The following is an 18,171-nucleotide window of genomic DNA, read 5'->3' on the forward strand; positions in this document are numbered from 1 at the left end:
CCTTGTTATGGATACTTTACTACTTGATCGAAACAAAATTATATACACATGAAATCAGCCAGTACCATTTCGTTTTTGCATTTTTTTATCGCCTGTGTTTTTGTTGTTGGTTGTGGTGGCGAAACAGACGAGCCTGATCCGGTGGAGGAGGTGCATCCGACACTTCTTTTGAGTGAAAGAGACATAAACATCCTCATGGAAGATTCCACGCTGCTTCGATACACAATTTTGCCAGATACTATCACAATTGATGACCTGAAATGGACGTCGTCGGATGAAGAAGTGGCCACTGTATCGGCTACTGGCTTGCTGAGAGCTTTATCGATAGGCACAGCCACCATCAAGCTCAGTAGTGAGAGCGAAGAAGTGGAGGCTACACTAACGGTAAATGTGCTGCCTATTCCATTGTCATCAGTCGAGATTGCTGGTGGGGACTCAGTGGTAGTTGCCTTTGTCAACACAGAGGAATCATTGGATTTAGCTTTTTTGCCGGAAAATGCCACAGACAAAAGCATACAGTGGAGATCTTCGAATACCAATGTGCTAAGCGTGGATCCCACTGGAAAGGCGTTGGCCAAAACCCTGGGCTATGTGTTTGTGGAGGCTTACCGGGAAAACGACCCCCGGATTTATGATGCAGTGACCGTTATTCCAGCCGAAGAAGGCCAGCTGGTGGCCGCCAGCTTTGTGAACGTGGTGACATTTGCAGGTAAATACCAATACAAGGTGTTTCTAGGGAGTATCGATGTGCCTGTAACGACAGGGAAGGTCACTCTGTACAGTACAAACGGCTTTACTTTTACTATCGAAGCGGAAATTGCTGCCACCACAGAAGCAATAGATATTGCCGCCAATCATGCCGCTCAAATAGCCACCCTTGAAGTAACCGAGGCAGAATTTAATGACCTCTCACTCGGAGCGCTGGTGAGTGTAGAAATATCACTTAACGGGGTCGACTATGACGTAATGGTGAATGGCAACAGTGTGATAAGGGTGGTAGAAAAATAGCGGGCCATTGCTGAAGTTAACAATGGCCGCCTTTCGTTTTCGTATGAAAACCCCACGTCGCTGAATCTTTCAGTCCGTCCGGTCTACTCGCTCCTTAATGTTCTGGCCGGATTTGTCTTCAGCGACTTTAGTGCATAGCTGCCCAGCACCACCCAGGAAGTAACCATCACGATGCCAGCCGCCAGCAAGTAGGCGAATGGCCCAAGGTTGATTCGGAAGGCGAATCCCTCAAGCCAGTCGTTCATTACATAGTAGTTGAGGGGCACCGCAATGAGCAAACTTGCGAGGAATAGAAGTGTTGTTTGTTTTAGGAGGATCATGAGTAATTGTTGTACAGAAGCACCTAATACTTTTCTGATGGCCATTTCTTTCATTCGCTGTGCCACAGTGAAGCTTGCCAGACCAAGAATACCCAGCACGGCCACCAGGATGGCCATAAAAGTAGCATAGAGTGTCATCGAGCCTATGCGTTCTTCTGTCTCGTAGAGGTTTTGGAACTGCTGATCGACAAAAGTGTAGTCAATCGGGTGATTGGCGTCAAAGCCTTTCCAGGCGCTCTCAATTTGAGCCATGGTTTCGCTAAGGCCGGCCGCATTGAGGCGTACCAGCAGCATGTTGTAGCGGTTACTGTTTCTGCCCCGGAAAACGTGGATGACAGGCTCGACTGCATTGGCCAATGACCTGAAGTTGAAATCTTTTACTACGCCAATCACCTCAAATCCTTCGTCAGAGTCGGGGAACATGAGCTTATGGCCTTCTACCGAAGCCCAGCCCAGCTGTTTCATAGCTGCCTGGTTGATGACCGACTTGCGTTGGTCGGAGCGCATGTCGATGTCAAAATCTCTGCCTTGCACAAAGTCAATGTCCATGGTGGCGAAATACTTGTCGTCGACACTCACAAACCGCCAGTCGAGGGGAGCCCTGTCTCTGGCATCTTCCGATTGCACCAATACAAAACTCCCGCTGTACCTGCCTGGTGCGGAGTTGGAAGCACTCACCGATTTCACGCCAGGCACTGCTTCGAGCGAATTCCGGAAAGCGGCCCATCGCTGTTCGTTTTCTTCACCTTCACCTGACCGTGCATTGATGATCAGTACATTGTCGGGATCGAAATTCATGTCTGCCGTCTTCATGAAGTTGATTTGCTGATACATGATCAGTACAGCGCTGACAAGCATCACGGCAATTGCGAATTGGCAGGTGACAAGAATATTTTTTGGGTCAAAGCCGCTCCTCTTTAGAGAGGTGCTGCCGTGCATCACTTCTCCGGCCTTCAACTTGGAAAGGGTGAGCGTAGGATAAATGCCGGCTACCAATCCCAGGCCGATAATGCCTGCCAGGAGGCTGACCAAGGGCATGGGCTCAAACAGAAATGCGAGTGACATTTGCTGTCCAAAAAGGTCAATGAAGTAGGGTAGCAGAATAAAAGCCAATGCTATGCCCAGGATACTACCGACGGCAAAAAGAAACGTAGTTTCTCCGGTAAACTGGAGAACCAGGTCTTTGCCCCCGGCGCCAAACGTTTTGCGCACTGCTACCTCTTTGAACCTGCCAAGCGACTGGGCAGCGTTGAGATTCGCAAAGTTGAAAAAGGCAATCAGCAGCAGCCCGAAAGAGATATATCCCAGAAAATAGCCGTACTGCTGCTGTCCCGTGTTGAAGTCGTAATAGTCGGCCAGAGGCATCAGCTCCAGGGTACCCCGCTCAGAGGGAGTGACAAATTTCTCCACTAGTTGAGGGAATTGTGTCTTCAGGGTAGCTGGGTCTTTTCCGTTTTCCAGCTGAAGGAAGCTGAGAACAAACGACGATACCCACCCGTAATCTCCGTCTGCAATCCACTGCTGCCGTCTCGACTCCATGTTTACCAGCATGTTGAAGTTGAAGCTGGAGTTGAAGGGGAATTCTCCAAAAACGCCCGTTACCTCATAACTTACTGGTGTAGCAAGCTGCAGCTCTATAGTTTTACCGATCGGGTCGGCATCACCAAAGAGTCGTTCTGCCATGTTTTGACTTATTACGACCGATCTTGGGTTGGCGAAAACCTGTGCCTTTTGTCCACGCACCAAAGGAAAAGAAAACATATTGAACATGCCTTGCTCGCCGAAGGCCATTCTTTCGCTGAAATCCTGTCCATTGTACCTGATTGTCGTTTGCCCACCAAAAATAATTCGTGAGATGTTTTTGACGCCGGGAATAGCTTTTTGTACTTCTTCGGCCAGGGGTGGCCATGTATCGCTCACGTCAATTTGCCCTCCTTCAGGCGTGGGCCTGGTACGATACAAAAAGTAAATGTCGTCAGCATTTTCGTGAAACTGGTCATAGGTGATGATGTCGTAAGCATAAACACCCAGCAGCAGGCTTACAGCCACACCCAGGGTAAGACCGAGCACATTGATGGAAGCAATGAACTTTCTGTGTCGGATGTTGCGCAGCGCAATGAGGAAATAACTGCCCAGCAGTGGCCAGTAGGAGCCGTTGTACCTGAATTGTACTGAATGCTCTTCTTCGTTGATGTCGGCAGGAGTGCCCAGCTCTTCAATGGCTTTTTTGCAGGCGTCTTCTGCAGAGCAGCCCTGCGTTTGCAGTCGCTCAATACTTTGTCGCAGGTGATCTTCCAATTCGGCGATCACGCCATCTTCCAGGTTCTTTTGCTTTCTGAGTTGTTGGCGCCATTGAATGATGTGGCGTTCGATGAGTTGTTGATTATCCATGTGAAGTTTTTGAGTTGAGTGACCAAAGCTTCTGGAGTACATGGTGCATAGCCAGCCAGTGTTCCTGTTCCTGATGAATGGCTGCCTTGCCAAGCTCAGTAATGGCGTAGTACTTGCGGTGACGTCCGTTGTCCGACTGGTTCCACTGCGAGGTGACCAGCCCCTCTTTCTCCAGCCTGTGGAGAACAGGGTACAGCATGCCGTCGGCCCATTCCAGTTGTCCGCCCGAGAGGGTTTTGATTTGTTGGATAATGTCATACCCGTAGTTGGAACCCTGCTGTAGGATACCGAGGATGAGAGGTTTGGAGGAAGCAGCAATCAATGATTTGGAAAAATCCATATACTTAAGAAGTCTTTATACATAGATAATCAATGTATAACGAAAACGCAAATCAGAAAGCGTGAAAAAGTCTGTTAGCAACTACTTCATGAATGGCTTGATTAGTAACTGGCTGGTAGAGGGGAGTGCCTGCACGAGAGCGGGTTAGGCGATGGTCCAGGTACCGAGCGCCTCATCAATCGCCTGTAGCAGCTCATCTGCATTTGCCTGCGTGAAGCACAGGGGTGGCTTGATCTTTAGTGTATTGTCGAAAGGCCCGTCGGTACCAATGAGGATGTTCTGCTCCTTGAGTTTGTTTTTCACAAAAGCCGCCAGTTCGGTGAAGGGTTCTTTTTTAGTTTTGTCTTTCACCAATTCCAGCCCCAGAAACAGGCCCTGCCCCCGGGCATTGCCTGCCCATTCGTATTTCTTGGTCAGGTTCTCAAAGCCGTTGAGGAGATAGGTGCCCAGTTTTTGTGCATGTTCAGGCAGTTGTTCTTCTTCCAGCACGTCGAGCACTGCATGGGCTATGGCGCACGACACTGGGTTGCCACCGAAGGAACTGAAGAACTCCATTCCTGTTTCGAAGGATGCAGCGATTTCCTCAGTCGTAACAACAGCCCCCATCGGGTGGCCATTGGCAATGGGCTTGCCAAGGATCACAATGTCGGGAACCACTTCCTGCATTTCGAAACCCCAGAAATAAGTACCGAGTCGGCCAAAGCCAGTTTGCACCTCATCGTTGATGCATACACCTCCATTGGCCCGCATATAGGTGTATACTTCTTTCAGGTAGCCTTTGGCCAGCGGCACTTGTCCACCGCAGCCAACGATAGGTTCAGAAATGAAAGTGCCGATGTCGAGGTTACTTGCTTTTATTCTGGCGATCAAATCGGCAGCATATTGCTTGCCTGCCGTACCGTCGTTCTGGGTGTACTGGCCTTTGTAGGTGTCAGGAAGGGTGGCTTCCAGAATGTGCTCTGCTTTGCCCTGGCCGCCTTTGCGGTTGTATTTATAATGACTGATGTCGATCACCTGCCGGGTGTTGCCATGGTAGCCGTGCTCCATTACCACAATGCCCTTTTTGCGGGAGTGCGTTTGGGCCAGCCGCAGGGCCAGGTCGCTGGCTGCACTGCCGGAATTAACAAAAAAGACTTTGGATAGCTTAGCCGGAAACTTGCTCAGCAGCTTCTCTGCATAGTTGTTGTACACCTCGCTCAGGTAGCGGGTATTGGTGTTGAGCCGGGCCATTTGTTGCTGACCAGCCTGCACCACTCTGGGGTGGCAGTGCCCTACGTGCGGAATATTGTTATAAGCATCGAGGTAGGTGTTGCCCAGGTCGTCGTGCATGTACTGAAAGGCGGCACTCACCATGTGGACGGGCTTGTCGAAGCTGATGGACAATGCCTTACTAGCTACTTTAAGCCTTTTGCTCAGCAGCTCATTGGTGTTGTCGGTAATAGTCGGAGGCAAGCCAATAGCTGTGCGAAACTCGTGACTGACCCGTCTGGGATTCATTCGAACCCATTTTTCCAGCAGCTCCCAGGCTGGTTTTTCGCTAATAGTAATGTAGTCGCTGTAGGGCTTCAGGGTTTTTGTGTAAGCCGATTTGCTCACACTCACCGCCAGGCGGGTGCCGATGAGGTAAAACAGCAGATCAATTTCTTTCTCATCCAAGGGCAGCACCTCATGGTAGCCGGTCAGCACCGGGATGGCCCATTCCAGCGGTTCTTCTTTCTCAAACATCACGTAGGTAAGCGCTATGGCCAGCTCGTTGATGAGAGGACTGTAGCACATGTCGCCAAAGTCGATCAGGCCAGTGACTTTGTCGCCATTCACCAGCAGGTTCCAATCGTTGGCGTCTCCGTGGAGGATAGATTTTCGCAATGAAGGCAGGAGAGGATCCACGATCTCCTTTTGCTGCAAGTAAAAGTACTCAGCCCATTTGCGTTTTTTTGGATCTTCGATGTGGGAGGTATGCTGAAGGTTGCGTGCGTACAGTTTCAAATCCCAATCGAAGTCTTTAGCAGCAACGGCTGAGTAGTATTGCCCGGTTAACGCCTTGTCCATTTTGCCAAGAAGTTGGCCCAATGAGTAATGGAGGGCAGTGCTTGGGGTTGACTCGGCAAAGAAGGATCCTTCAAGAAAGGTGAGCAGACGCAGGAAGATGGTTTCGCCTCCGTTGGTTTGGATGATGGTGACTAGCTCCTGCCGGACATTGGCGATGGGGTTGGAGAAGTAGCCCGGCAGCTTGTTGTTGAGCAGCAATAGAATTTTATTCTCGGCATCCAGCAGTTCTTCAAGGCCAGGCTCGTCCTGATAAATTTTGAGTAGGAAGGTGCCATTGTCCGTTATGACTTTGAAGTTGGTGCTGTCGTAGCCTTCGAGGCTTTTGGAGTTGGTGCAGGCGAGGTGGTAGTGTTCCTTGATCAATAAAAGAACGTCAAACTTATCGGTCATCAGGTATGATTTGTGCTTTTGTCCTCAAGCCGGACGGGCTGTTACTTTTCCTAGGATGAAAAGTAACCAAAAATCATCGAAAAATTAACGCACGGGCCATTTGTCCCGCACCCCTCCACCATTTTTCTCCCGCCCGCCGTGTCGGGGGCAATTAAGATCGAGAGCTTTATTTGGGAGGAGGCTTCACCTTTTTAGATTTAGAGATTTGGGGGTATTTGTCGTGCCCACAGCCGTAGCTGGTGGCACGACAAATTTAGTAAATGGCCTAGTCAATCACCTGATGTACCTTCAGCCAGTCGGCCAGCCTATCGGCCCAGGAATTGAATACTTCGTTTTTAGTGTTCACCATCCCTAACCCGTGAGCGCCTTTTTCATAAATATGCATTTCGGCAGGCACTCCTGCTTTCTTCAGGGCCAGGTAGAAGTAAAGGCTGTTTTCTACGGGCACGGCCGAGTCTTCTGTGGTGTGCACCAAGAAAGTAGGCGGAGTGAGGTTGGTTACCTGTTTTTCGTTCGACATCAAGGTTTGCTCTGCCTTGTTGGGCGAGTCGCCCAGCAGGTTGAACATAGAGCCCCGGTGAGTGAAGCTATCGTCCATATTGATTACCGGATAGCCGAGCACCATGTAGTTCGGTCTGGAACTGACTTTTTCGACAGGGTCTTTGCTGCTTTTGTCACCATCAGTGAAATGTGTGCCAAGACTGGACGCCAGGTGCCCACCGGCGGAGAAGCCCATGATACCTACCTTGTTGGGGTCGAGCCCCCACTTACCAGCATTGGCTCTTACCGTTCTTAGTGCTCTTTCTGCATCCATCAGGGGCACCGGGTGGGTGTAGCCACTTTTGTGAAAACCCAGGCGGTAGTAGAGCACATAGGCAGTTACGCCACGGTCGTTGTACCATTTGGCCACCTGCTTGCCTTCGTGGTCGTCGGCCAGATGCCCGTAGCCGCCGCCGGGGCAGATAACAACTGCGGATTTCTGTGCGTTTTTGGTAGCAGGATTGTAAGCCATCATGTAGGGCTGATCGGCATCTTCTTTGCTTTTGGCCATGGGGGCACCGTCAGGCCAGAGGTATATTTTTTCCTGAGCGAAGCTGTTCATCGATATGCAAATGATTCCAAGTAAGAGTAGGTATTTCATCTTTATAAAATTTGTTTTTCAGCGGTTAGATGGAATAGCCAAAGACCTTTCGGAAGTGATAGTTGCTTGTCTGCCGACTTTATTCATATCCGTTGGGTATGCTTGTCATTATGGCTATTTCATGTTTCTTTTTTTTGAAAAGGAAATTACAGCCAAGCGGCGAAATACCAAGAATCAAAAGACAAAAATCAAATAAAACTCAAAAGGGGAAGGTTGAAATTTTGAAAGGCAGTTGCTGCCGAACGGTGATTGCGAGGCCATTATGTAGTTCTTTCCCAGGTCAATGGCTAATGGCCCGTGGCAATCTGGCTATAAGGGGTAAAATTCTAATAAACAGATTGCTCCCGCACTCATCAAGTCGCTCCGCAATTGGAATGAGAACCAGTACTTCCCACCAGGCATTTGCCAAGCGAAATCTTATTCTACTTCTACGTTTATTTTCCTTCGAATCTGAACCTTGTTTGGGCTTTGCCTTTCGTGTTTGTTTTTTGCGGGGTCTGGTTTATTTTTTCTCTGCTACAAACTCCAGCGACACCGAATTCAGGCAGTACCTCAGTCCGGTTGGCTTGGGTCCATCAGGAAATACGTGACCAAGGTGACCGCCACAGCGGGCACATAGCACTTCGTCTCTCACCATGCCGAGCGATTTATCGGTTCCGACGAGGATGTTCTTTTTTTCAAGCGGCTGGTAGAAACTTGGCCATCCGGTGCCAGACTCAAATTTGGTTTGTGAACTGAATAGTGGCAACCCACATGCGGCACAATTGTATTGTCCTTTATCGTGGTTGTCCCAGTATTTGCCAGTGAAAGCCCTTTCAGTTCCCTTTTCTCTCAGCACATAGTATTGGTCGGCTGTTAGCTTTTCTTTCCATTGCGCTTCTGTTAGCTTAAACTCTCCTGTGCCCGTATTGGCCGCAACTTCTTTCTGTCCCTGTGCCTGGCAGCTGGTAACGAACGCCAACAAGGCAAGACCAGTCATTTTTATCAATAAGTTCTTCATGGCTTTCTTTTTTGGTATAACTACGAAGTTAACAACATTGTTGGTTTGCCAGGTTCGCTTTATTTGAGCGAAACGTCACGAAGAAGACCGAATACACACACGAGCAAACAACAAGGCTCAAAAACAAAAAGGCAAATTAACATCAAATACAAAGCTCCAGACTTAGGCCTACTGCCAAATTACCGATCGGTGGAGTTACCCTTCAATTTCGAATTTGGAACTTCTTTGTTTTTTTCCTTTTGCTATTTTTTTTTTACCCAGCTATTCGTTCCTCAGCGTGCTCACCGGATTCGAATAAGCTGCTTTGATCGCCTGATAGCTAATGGTCAGGCCGACGATCAAAAGCGTCAAGCCACCTGCCAGCAGGAAGCTTCCCGGCCCGATATTGATGCGAAAGCTAAAGTCGCTAAGCCACCCATCCATAAAGTAGTAAACCACGGGCACGGCAATCAACAGCGAAAGCAAAACAAGCAGAGCAAATCCTTTGGACAGTAGCAAGATGATGTTGCCAATGGTGGCACCCAGCACCTTTCGTATGCTGATTTCCTTCATTTTCTGCTGTGCCAGAAACATGATCAGGCCATACGAGCCCAGGCAGGAAATAAGAATGGCAATGCCTGCAAAGTAGCCTACGATTTTCCCTAGTCGCTCTTCATTTCGGTATGAAGATGCGAGCGTTTCATCCAGAAAGGAATATTCAAACGCCTTTTCGGGGAAGTGCCTGGTCCAAATCTCTTCTATGCCGGCAATGGTGGCAGGCAGGTTTTGCTGATGAACTTTAATTGAGAACATGGTGAAGTTGGCCACCGATACCCGAAACACTAATGGCCCTATGGGCTGCTGCAAAGTCATGAAATGGAAGTCTTTGATTACTCCAACCACCTGGCAGTCATTTCCTTCTACTGTGAATTTTTTGCCAATGGCCTCTTCATTAGAGCCAAAGCCGTAGTCTTTCACGGCTGACTCATTAACGAGCACTGCGTTGAGGTGGTCAGTTCCAAACGACTTATCAAAGGCCCTGCCGGTAACAACGTTCAGACCATATGTATCAATAAAGTCATAGTCTACCGAGAGCACAGGCGCTATGATATTTTCTTCTCTTGTATGTCCATCGGGAACAACAGGCCGATAAACAGATCCCAAGCCTAGTGGATTATCGGAAAGGGTGGACGCCAACACATTGGGGCTCCTCATCATTTCGTCTTCGAAGGTGTTCATTCGTTGCCTCATGTTGCCTTCAACGCCTCCAAAAGCATTATTGAAATTATTGCTAAAAAGCGGCACGTTAATAATGAAGTCTTTTTCAAAACCCATAGGTCGATTGCGCATGAAGTTGACTTGTTGGTATACTATGATACCACCTGAGATCAGTATGATGGAAACGGTGAACTGAACAATTACAAGTACCTTACGAAACGAAAGACCCGCTTTTCCTTTATTTGAAAGAATACCTTTAAGCGAGTTGGCCGGATCGATTTTAGTTACAAAGAATGCGGGGTACAGTCCGGCAGCGATGGCTGTTGTGACCACCAGAGCAAGGAACATCAGTGCATTGGATGCAGTGATGAAGTCACCAAATAACAGCTCTTTGTCGGTAAGTGTATTCAGGGCAGGCAGCAGGTAAAATGAGAGCCCACAAGCAATGAAAGCTGCTACCAGACTTACCACAAGCGATTCACCCAGAAATTGTATGACTAGCTGGGTTTTCCAGGCACCCAATACCTTACGCATGCCAATCTCTTTTGTCCGTTGCAGCGACTTGGCAGTGGACAGGTTGATAAAGTTGATGCAGGCAATGAGCAGCGTCAAAATGGCAATGGCTGAGAAAATATATACAAAAGTGATGCTGGACACTGGTTCGGGGTCTGCAGCAAGATTGGCATACAGGCGGGTGTCCGACATGGGAAAGAACGACCACTTCTGACCCAATTTGAGGTTTTCAGGAACAAACTTGTCATAGAAAGCTTCGAACCGTGCATTGGCCGTTTCCGCTGACTCCCCTTCTTTCAGCAGTGCGTAGGTGTATAGGTGTGAGGCTACCCAATTTTGGTTGAGTCGTTGCTTCAGCTCCTGGCCGTTGCCCTGTTCTATGTCAAATAGGTTGTCGAACGGAGCGATCATACTGAAATGAACATGAGAAGCGCTGGGAAAGTCTTTTATTATCCCCGTTACATTGAAAGGGTGATTGCCTGCCAGATAAATGGTTTTACCGATGGCGTTTTCATTTCCAAAATACTTCTCAGCTACTTCATCGGTTAGCACAACAGAAAAGGGATTTCTGAGCATTGATGCGGGGTCGCCAGCCACGTACTCAAAAGTGAAAATGTCCTGAATAGTGCTGTCTGCGAAGAAAATCCTGCCTTCTTCGAATTGCTTTTTATTACCAGCCTGATCTACGATTTCGACACTGGCGTCCCTGTTGTACATTCTTGCCGCTTTTTCCACTTCGGGAAAAAATGAGACAAGATTCGGAGCAATAGGCAAAGGACTTCGTGCGAGATTGAATCCATTGATTTCGTATTTGATTCTGTAAATACGCTCACTCTTGGTGTGAAACTTGTCATAGCTCAACTCGTCTTGCACATAGATGAAAAGCAGCAGGCAGCAGGTGAGGCCGATAGACAGGCCAAGAATATTGATGAGAGAATAGGCTTTGTGACGCAGAAGATTCCTTATCGCCACTTTGAAGTAGTTCTTAAGCATGTCCTTTGAATTTTGAGTTACTGTATGAGCGAATTAATGTGAAAAAGGTTGCTTTTATTACGCTAATGGTGGAAATCAATTTCCTTGTGTCACTATTTTTATATCGGTTGACGGCAGTGGCGGCCAGGATTACTCCAAAATAGAAAACAAATGCCAATACACAGAGTGCTTACTGATAAAGAATTGAGCCGCAGGGAGTTTGTGCGAACATCTGGCTTGCTGGGCCTCATGGTGTATGGCGGTGGAGTACTGGTGGGCTGCAAACAAGAAAGTTATACGCCTTTCGAAACAATTATCGAAAATGATATCATGGTAGACATGCGGGATGGGGTACGACTTGCCACCGACGTTTACTTTCCAGCAAAAAGCAATAAAAGAATCGGCAAGGCTTTTCCGGTTATTTTGGAGCGAACTCCTTACGGCAAGCACCTGCCAGTCGTTTCTGAAGTGACAGCGGCAGACACTACAACCTATAAGGACAGGGCCGAGGTGGCAGCATTCTTTGTCAGCGAAGGCTACATCGTGGTCTATCAGGATTGCCGTGGCCGCTACAATTCGGAAGGTGAGTATGTCAAATACCTGTCCGATCCGAATGATGGCTTTGATACCTGCGAGTGGATTTTGAAACAGCCTTGGTGTAACGGGAAGATCGGAACAATGGGTTTGTCGTATGCTGCCCATAATCAGGCATCTCTGGCAAGTGCCGGTGCGCCGGGTGTGGTGGCTATGTGGCTCGACTCGGGTGGCTTTTCCAATAGCTACCAGGGTGGCATCAGGCAGGGTGGGGCGTTCGAACTCAAGCAAGTGACCTGGGCGATTCGCAATGGCCCGAAAGATCCAGAGGCATTGAAAGACCCAGTGGTACAAGAGACTTTTAAAAACATGGACGTGAAAGGCTGGTTCAAAAAAATGCCCTGGCAGCCTGGCAACTCTCCGCTTACCGCCGTGCCCGAATACGAGGACTATGTGTTTGAACAGTGGCGGCATGGCGACTTCGACGACTACTGGAAGCAGCCCGGCATTTATGCGCAGGGATATTATGATAAATTCCCGAACGCAGCTCAGGTTCACATGAGCGGCTGGTACGACCCCTATCCCGAAACGGCTATTGATAACTATCTGGGCATGAAGAAGCTGGGCAAGGGGCCTTTGAAACTCATCATTGGGCCGTGGATGCATGGAAGGAGGTCTTTCACCTACGCTGGCGATGTTGATTTTGGCCCACAGGCTACCCTGGATACGAACCTGTCACCCGACTACCTCACCGCCAGGCTGCGTTGGTTTGATCAATGGATGAAAGGAAACAATAACGGCACCAAAGAGGAGCCAGAGGTGGCGGTATTTGTGATGGGAGGGGGCAGCGGAAGGAAGAACGCTGAGGGAAGGCTTGACCATGGTGGGAAGTGGAGGTTTGCTAAGCAATGGCCAATACCTGAAGCGCAGGAGTTGAAACTTTATTTAAATAGCAGGGGAGGATTGGAAAGTGACCTGGCCGCAGATAATAGGCCTCTTTCCTTTACATATGACCCCGACCATCCCGTGCCGAGCGTAGGTGGAAACATTACGTCGGGTGCCCCCATTATGGAGGGTGGTGCCTTTGACCAGGTGGAGAGTGAGAGGTTTTTTGGTTCAGAAAGTGAAGGCAGAAAGCTGTCGGACCGGTCGGACGTGCTCAGTTTTCAAACAGAGTCATTGGAGCGGGACATCGAGGTAACGGGACATATACTCGCCAATCTTTGGGTATCGTCCAACTGTGTGGATACGGATTTCACCATGAAGCTCGTCGATGTGTATCCGCCGTCCGAAGACTATCCAAACGGCTTTGCGATGAATATTACCGACGGAATTTTACGATGCAGGTACAGAGATTCATGGGAAAGGCCGACGCTTATGACGCCGGGGGAGGTATATCCCATTACCATAGAACCATTTCCCAGTAGCAACCTTTTCAAAAAGGGGCATAGCGTAAGACTGGATATATCGAGCAGTAATTTCCCGCATTTCGACCTCAACTTCAACACAGGCGAGCCCGAAGGGATGGCTACCACTAAGAAAGTGGCTGCAAACACTGTTTATATGACCCCGGAACAGCCTTCGCACATTGTGCTGCCTGTTATTCCGTTTGGAGACTGATGCAGCTTTTGCATAAATTGTTCGTCATTTTGATATGAATTTCCGTATACTCAACCATTCAAAATAAAAGGACTAATAATGATCAAACTGCAAAACATCGACAAGTACGTCGATTCTAAATTTCAGAGGGTATTTATACTTAAAGGGATTGACCTGGAGGTAAAGCAAGGAGAATTTGTCAGCATCATGGGACCGTCAGGCTCCGGCAAATCTACCGTCTTGAACATCATCGGTATGCTCGACAAGCCAAACGCTGGCGAGTACTATTTCCTTGATGAGCCTGTTCATAAATTCAGTGAGCGAAAGACCTCTGAGCTACATAAAAACCATATTGGGTTTGTTTTTCAGGCGTATCATCTGATTGATGAGCTGACTGTGTATGAAAACATTGAAACGCCCTTGTTGTACCGTGGAGTAAAGGGTAAGGAGCGCTCCAGCATGGTGGCAGAAATGCTCGACCGTTTTTCGATGGTGGCAAAAAAGGATCTCTTCCCTGAGCAGCTTTCAGGTGGGCAGCAGCAGTTGGTAGGTATTGCCAGGGCTATTGTGGGGGAACCGAAGTTGCTTCTAGCCGATGAGCCTACAGGCAACCTGCATTCCGAGCAGGGCAAAGATATTATGGAGCTTTTCAAGAAACTGAACGAAGAAGGAATGACCATTATTCAGGTAACTCACAACGAGGCGTATGCCGAATATGGCACTCGGATAGTGAAGCTGGAAGATGGAATGATCGTTAGCGACGTTCAAAACAAAAAATAGAACCTTCAAAAGAGATGGTCTATTGTAGCCAGTTGCGCAGCAGCTGGCTATTTTTTTAGCTGTAGAAGCTGGCTTTCTTTTTCTTGATGAATATCTGACGGAAGCTGTTGCCTGACAGCGACCCCAGCCCGCCAGCAATGGCACCTACGAAGCCGGAGCCAATCACCAGGTAAATGGGATCGCCCACTTTGAACAGCGCAGCCACCTTGGCAGTAAGTATGCTGTGTGATTCGATGTCTATTTTCCATGAAATGACCATCCACAGCAAGCCAACACCAATAAAGCCACTTACAAATGCACCGAAACTGCTGGTAGGAATTGCCAGCGACACGCCTGCAGCCACCACTACCATTCCCCACCAGGGAAGGTACAGGCCTGACAGGTAAGCCAATCCGGCGATGAGCATTACTTTTATGATGAGTTTCATTTGTTGGAAGGGTTAAGCGTTTGAACAAGCGTCGCATTAGCGGCGAGATCAGCCTGCTGGGATGTGAATTGCAGGCTGAGGTATTTACCGGTTGCCCAGGGCGTGACCATATCAGCATAAGTTGGGTTGCCCGGGTTGCCGGTTTGGCTGCCGGGATAAACTCCCCAGGCTTTTACGCCCGCCTTGTCCAGCTCCACCACCATCCTCCACGACGGGCCGTGCCTTCGGCTGGCAGCATTGACTATGCCATGATTGCCGCCAATCTGCACATCGGTTACACTGAATGGTTCCAGCCGCATGAGATGCTGAATAGTGGTGTTCTTGAAGTTGGCCCAGGTGAGGTCAACGCTGTGATTGCCTTTCCAGCTTTCAACGCTATCAAGGGAGGAAACAAAAGTAATTGACAAAACATCCTTTATCGTTTCTTTTCGGGAGGTGCCAAGCACATCGGCGAAAGCGAGATCAGGATTGTTTTTCATGAGCACACTGGTGTGGTAGTTGTGCGGCTTGTAGGCCGCTACGCTCATTGTGTCAAACTCATCCCAGAGCAATGCATAAAACTGATCCCACCACTCTTCAAAGTAGACCGGCGCCACCTTTTCGGGGTCGTTAAAATAGTCCCACTTGCGTAACAGTTGATAAACCTCCCTGGTACGGGCAACCATCTTTCCGGTGTCAAGGCTGTCGAGCATAAAAGTCAGGTTCTCGTAGGCCAGGTAGTTATAGTTGTCGTTTTGCAGCTTCATCATGTCTTCAGGCTTAATGTTCTGCATAATTTTCAGCCGGTCGTTAATTCGCCTGTTTCTATAATGCTCGTAATTGTAGTCGTAAACGTAATAGGGGTAGGTGGCATCTGCCGGGTGCTGGTTAGCTGAGCTTACGAAATTCCGGGCTGGATTGAGTTCGTGGATATTTTGCTGCTGAGGAATGAAAGGCCCCCAGTCGTATTTACTGTAACGCCCGTCCATCAGGAATTTTCCCTGCTCGGGGTATTTTACAGGGAATTTACCCTGCACCCACATGGCAATATTGCCGTGCACATCTCCGTAGACAATGTTTTGTGGTGGCCCTGAGTAGTGTTTGAGCCCCTCCAGGTAGTCGTTGTAGTTTTTGCCCCGGTTGAAATGATAGAATAGACGGAAGTCGTTGGACGTGTCGTGTGCCGTCCACCGAAACGCAAAATTCACCTGCTCGCCGTTGCCTTTGAAGTTTCGGTCGTAGGTAACAGGGCCAAAGTGGGTGTAGATCACTGTGTCATACTTAGTGTCCTCGCCTCTAACTGTAATTTCTTCTATCACTTTCTGTGTTTTCAGCCATTTACCGTCGTAGAGGTATTCGTCACGGTCATCATTTCTGAATTGGATGTAGAACCAGTCAGCCACATCTCTCTTGGCGTTGGTGAATCCAAAAGCGATGGAATCTGTAAACCCAATGGTGATACCGGGCGATCCGGGAAAAACTGCGCCCATTACATTTACTGATGGGCTATGCAAATGTGCCGCATACCAGATGGAAGGTAAGTTGAGGCCAAGATCCGGTTCGTTGGCCAGCAACACATGCCCGCTCGCAGTTTTGCTACCAGCTACGGCAAAGTTGTTACTGCCGTTTTTTGGGTCAGGCTTGCTGATGACCTGCTTTACTTTTGTAAGTGGTAAAGAGTCGTTGGGGTTAGCAACTCTTAAGGGTTCGAAGTCAAACTTAGTGCCTGCGGTAATAATTGGATCGATGCCTGGGTCTCTGTCAGGAAACAAAAAATTGAACGTGTCTTTACCCAGAAGCCTCACCATGTTGGTGTTTTCAAGGTCGGCTTCTCCAGAAGAAAGCTGATCAGACATTTCTTTGAGTAGCAGACATATTTTATATGGGCTAAATGGTTCTGGCTCATAGTCGAGCAGTTTATATTCTATTGGAAGGTCTTTGTAGTCCAGTGTGGCGATGTAAGCATTTACGCCATCGCTATAAGCCTGAAGCATTTCGTATATGGCCTTGTCTTTTTTTACCTCCTCAAGCATCCAACTGGCACTGTAGGCCAGTCCTTTTCTTCGTTGCTGCTGATCAAGCGACAGGGTGAGGGGGCCAAGAATTTCCGATAGCCGGCCCGCTGTTTTGTAGAGCTGAAACTCCATTTGCCAAAGCCGGTGGAAGGCGATAGTATATCCTTCTGCAAAGTAGAGATCGTGGTCGCTTTCAGCGAAAATGTGCGGAATCAGGTCTTTGTCCCAGTATATTTTCACAGGTTCTTCCAGGCCATCCAAAGCTAGCTGCTCTGGTGCTTTGATAGCAGTGTATTCGCTGTTGGCCCAGAAGCCACTCATCGGATTAAGGAACTTTCCCAGTGGTGGGATATTGCCATTTTTGGAATTCAGAACGACTACAAGAACGATCGTTATTATTGTGAAAAAGACAAATTTAAATACTTTCATTCTGGGGCTGGGTTTCTACGTCGAAATATAGCCACTTTTGAAAAGGTCTTCAGAGATTCGTCAAAAAATGTGATCGATGTTTTTTTAGGTGGTCGTTGCGGGTTGATCAACGACCTCAGGGCTATGGCCGGGGAAATATGAAGCAGGAGTGTGGCTTGCTGCTTTGTCGTTTTAATGGAAAGCAGAAGGCTTGGAGAACCAGCTTTCACCACCTTTGAAAAGGTGTGTGGGAAGGTAGAATTCAAGTTTCCATTGCAACAGCAGGTAAGAATCATTCCCGGCTTCACCTCGCTTTGCTCCGGGTATCATGGCCTCGTAGGCCGTTTCATTTACCATGTCTATTTCATCCTTCCTGTTAGAAAGGGTGAGAGCTTTGCCTGAAAGACCGCTTCCGTAGTTTTCGGACACATCGTCGAGCCTGTCGGTAAACGTGTAGCGGTAACCGACTTCGCCAACCAGGTTAATGAACTCGTTAATCCTGGCTTTTACTCCCACACCAAATGGAATAACGATCGCAGTTCCTTTGTAGGTAGTGCCCTCAGTCGCTAAAGGGCGGAGTGCTTCCCATTTCCCGTCGAGCTGGGCTTTGGGGTTTACTGTTGTCACCCCAACCGCAACATGTGCGTACGGTTCAAACTTTCTTCTCTGATGATAGATTTTATTATAGGGCTTGAAGTAATACATAGCCCCCAATTGCCCTTCAAAATTATTGGAACGAAAAGAAAGGTTGCGTTGCTTGTTGAAGCTGCTGTCTTCGGCATAGGTGTCACTACCCGATATATTATAGTAGACAAACTCAGCCCTGGCTGCCCACCGGGTAAGCAAGCGGCACTCAACTCCAAGGTTGAGATTGGAAAGCCCCTGTTGAAACCCCTTTCCGTTGTTCAGCTCTCCCAGGTACAGCGTGTGACCAGTTCCGGCAGTCAGACTGAAATAACGGTCGTTGTATTGCCAGGATAAAAAATTCTGGGCCGACACCTTTATAAAAGGAATCAATAAAATGGCAAGGAGGATAGCTTTTTTCATACGCCTAAGGCCGAAAATAGGAAATGTTTTACATTTTAAGGACAACCGCCTTCATTTTAAG

General features: G+C 48.4%; 12 protein-coding genes. 3 read left to right on the top strand and 9 right to left on the bottom strand.

Features of this window, described 5'->3' with window-relative positions; all coding sequences use genetic code 11:
• The first annotated feature begins 48 nt into the window (after nucleotides 1-48).
• Nucleotides 49-1,008 carry an Ig-like domain-containing protein gene (locus tag AAC052_RS06705; RefSeq protein WP_339811933.1) on the top strand — a complete coding sequence of 320 codons (960 nt, stop codon included), beginning with the start codon at nucleotides 49-51 and terminating at the stop codon, nucleotides 1,006-1,008.
• 83 nt (nucleotides 1,009-1,091) lie between these two features.
• On the opposite strand, the gene AAC052_RS06710 is transcribed toward AAC052_RS06705, so the two are convergent.
• The 6 genes from AAC052_RS06710 to AAC052_RS06735 all read right to left on the bottom strand — a co-directional run bounded on the left by AAC052_RS06710 (nucleotide 1,092) and on the right by AAC052_RS06735 (nucleotide 11,342).
• Nucleotides 1,092-3,719 carry an ABC transporter permease gene (locus AAC052_RS06710; RefSeq protein ID WP_339811935.1) on the bottom strand — a complete coding sequence of 876 codons (2,628 nt, stop codon included), beginning with the start codon at nucleotides 3,717-3,719 and terminating at the stop codon, nucleotides 1,092-1,094.
• Nucleotides 3,712-4,059, bottom strand: coding sequence for a PadR family transcriptional regulator (locus AAC052_RS06715; protein ID WP_339811937.1), 348 nt, complete (start codon nucleotides 4,057-4,059; stop codon nucleotides 3,712-3,714). Before AAC052_RS06715 ends, AAC052_RS06710 begins: the two co-directional genes overlap by 8 nt.
• Nucleotides 4,060-4,203: 144 nt before the next feature.
• Nucleotides 4,204-6,498 (bottom strand): aminotransferase class III-fold pyridoxal phosphate-dependent enzyme, encoded by a 2,295-nt coding sequence (locus tag AAC052_RS06720; RefSeq protein WP_339811939.1) that lies wholly within the window; start codon nucleotides 6,496-6,498, stop codon nucleotides 4,204-4,206.
• A gap of 265 nt (nucleotides 6,499-6,763) precedes the next feature.
• Nucleotides 6,764-7,639 (bottom strand): alpha/beta hydrolase, encoded by an 876-nt coding sequence (locus AAC052_RS06725; protein ID WP_339811940.1) that lies wholly within the window; start codon nucleotides 7,637-7,639, stop codon nucleotides 6,764-6,766.
• A 502-nt stretch (nucleotides 7,640-8,141) separates the two neighbouring features.
• Nucleotides 8,142-8,639, bottom strand: a complete 498-nt coding sequence (gene msrB / locus AAC052_RS06730) for a peptide-methionine (R)-S-oxide reductase MsrB (protein WP_317490952.1) — start codon at nucleotides 8,637-8,639, stop codon at nucleotides 8,142-8,144.
• A gap of 261 nt (nucleotides 8,640-8,900) precedes the next feature.
• Nucleotides 8,901-11,342: an ABC transporter permease gene (locus tag AAC052_RS06735; protein WP_339811944.1), complete on the bottom strand. Its 2,442-nt coding sequence runs from the start codon at nucleotides 11,340-11,342 to the stop codon at nucleotides 8,901-8,903.
• A 150-nt stretch (nucleotides 11,343-11,492) separates the two neighbouring features.
• Between AAC052_RS06735 and AAC052_RS06740 the strand changes: the two genes are divergently transcribed.
• Together AAC052_RS06740 and AAC052_RS06745 are read left to right on the top strand one after the other, a co-directional pair.
• Complete coding sequence (locus AAC052_RS06740; protein WP_339811947.1) at nucleotides 11,493-13,475, top strand: CocE/NonD family hydrolase; 1,983 nt, start codon at nucleotides 11,493-11,495, stop codon at nucleotides 13,473-13,475.
• A 78-nt stretch (nucleotides 13,476-13,553) separates the two neighbouring features.
• Nucleotides 13,554-14,234: an ABC transporter ATP-binding protein gene (locus AAC052_RS06745; RefSeq protein WP_151998560.1), complete on the top strand. Its 681-nt coding sequence runs from the start codon at nucleotides 13,554-13,556 to the stop codon at nucleotides 14,232-14,234.
• A 55-nt stretch (nucleotides 14,235-14,289) separates the two neighbouring features.
• Here the strand turns inward: AAC052_RS06745 and AAC052_RS06750 are convergent, their stop codons facing one another.
• From AAC052_RS06750 to AAC052_RS06760, 3 genes are all read right to left on the bottom strand, one after another.
• On the bottom strand, nucleotides 14,290-14,661 hold the full coding sequence (locus AAC052_RS06750; RefSeq protein ID WP_317490955.1) for a hypothetical protein: 372 nt from the start codon (nucleotides 14,659-14,661) through the stop codon (nucleotides 14,290-14,292).
• A complete protein-coding gene (locus tag AAC052_RS06755) occupies nucleotides 14,658-17,084 on the bottom strand; it encodes a penicillin acylase family protein (RefSeq protein WP_339811949.1) in 2,427 nt (808 codons plus the stop codon). Before AAC052_RS06755 ends, AAC052_RS06750 begins: the two co-directional genes overlap by 4 nt.
• 171 nt (nucleotides 17,085-17,255) lie before the next feature.
• Nucleotides 17,256-18,110: a DUF6089 family protein gene (locus tag AAC052_RS06760; protein ID WP_317490957.1), complete on the bottom strand. Its 855-nt coding sequence runs from the start codon at nucleotides 18,108-18,110 to the stop codon at nucleotides 17,256-17,258.
• Nucleotides 18,111-18,171 lie beyond the last annotated feature (61 nt).

The organism is uncultured Imperialibacter sp. (genome assembly GCF_963974565.1).
GTDB lineage: Bacteria > Bacteroidota > Bacteroidia > Cytophagales > Cyclobacteriaceae > Imperialibacter > Imperialibacter roseus.

What these genes read in the sequence shown, in the direction of transcription:
- AAC052_RS06760 (WP_317490957.1), bottom strand. Translation starts at nt 18,110, where the DNA reads ATGAAAAAAGCTATCCTCCTTGCCATTTTATTGATTCCTTTTATAAAG.
- AAC052_RS06755 (WP_339811949.1), bottom strand. Translation starts at nt 17,084, where the DNA reads ATGAAAGTATTTAAATTTGTCTTTTTCACAATAATAACGATCGTTCTT.
- AAC052_RS06740 (WP_339811947.1), top strand. Translation starts at nt 11,493, where the DNA reads ATGCCAATACACAGAGTGCTTACTGATAAAGAATTGAGCCGCAGGGAG.
- AAC052_RS06745 (WP_151998560.1), top strand. Translation starts at nt 13,554, where the DNA reads ATGATCAAACTGCAAAACATCGACAAGTACGTCGATTCTAAATTTCAG.
- AAC052_RS06710 (WP_339811935.1), bottom strand. Translation starts at nt 3,719, where the DNA reads ATGGATAATCAACAACTCATCGAACGCCACATCATTCAATGGCGCCAA.
- AAC052_RS06750 (WP_317490955.1), bottom strand. Translation starts at nt 14,661, where the DNA reads ATGAAACTCATCATAAAAGTAATGCTCATCGCCGGATTGGCTTACCTG.
- AAC052_RS06720 (WP_339811939.1), bottom strand. Translation starts at nt 6,498, where the DNA reads ATGACCGATAAGTTTGACGTTCTTTTATTGATCAAGGAACACTACCAC.
- msrB (WP_317490952.1), bottom strand. Translation starts at nt 8,639, where the DNA reads ATGAAGAACTTATTGATAAAAATGACTGGTCTTGCCTTGTTGGCGTTC.
- AAC052_RS06715 (WP_339811937.1), bottom strand. Translation starts at nt 4,059, where the DNA reads ATGGATTTTTCCAAATCATTGATTGCTGCTTCCTCCAAACCTCTCATC.
- AAC052_RS06725 (WP_339811940.1), bottom strand. Translation starts at nt 7,639, where the DNA reads ATGAAATACCTACTCTTACTTGGAATCATTTGCATATCGATGAACAGC.
- AAC052_RS06705 (WP_339811933.1), top strand. Translation starts at nt 49, where the DNA reads ATGAAATCAGCCAGTACCATTTCGTTTTTGCATTTTTTTATCGCCTGT.
- AAC052_RS06735 (WP_339811944.1), bottom strand. Translation starts at nt 11,342, where the DNA reads ATGCTTAAGAACTACTTCAAAGTGGCGATAAGGAATCTTCTGCGTCAC.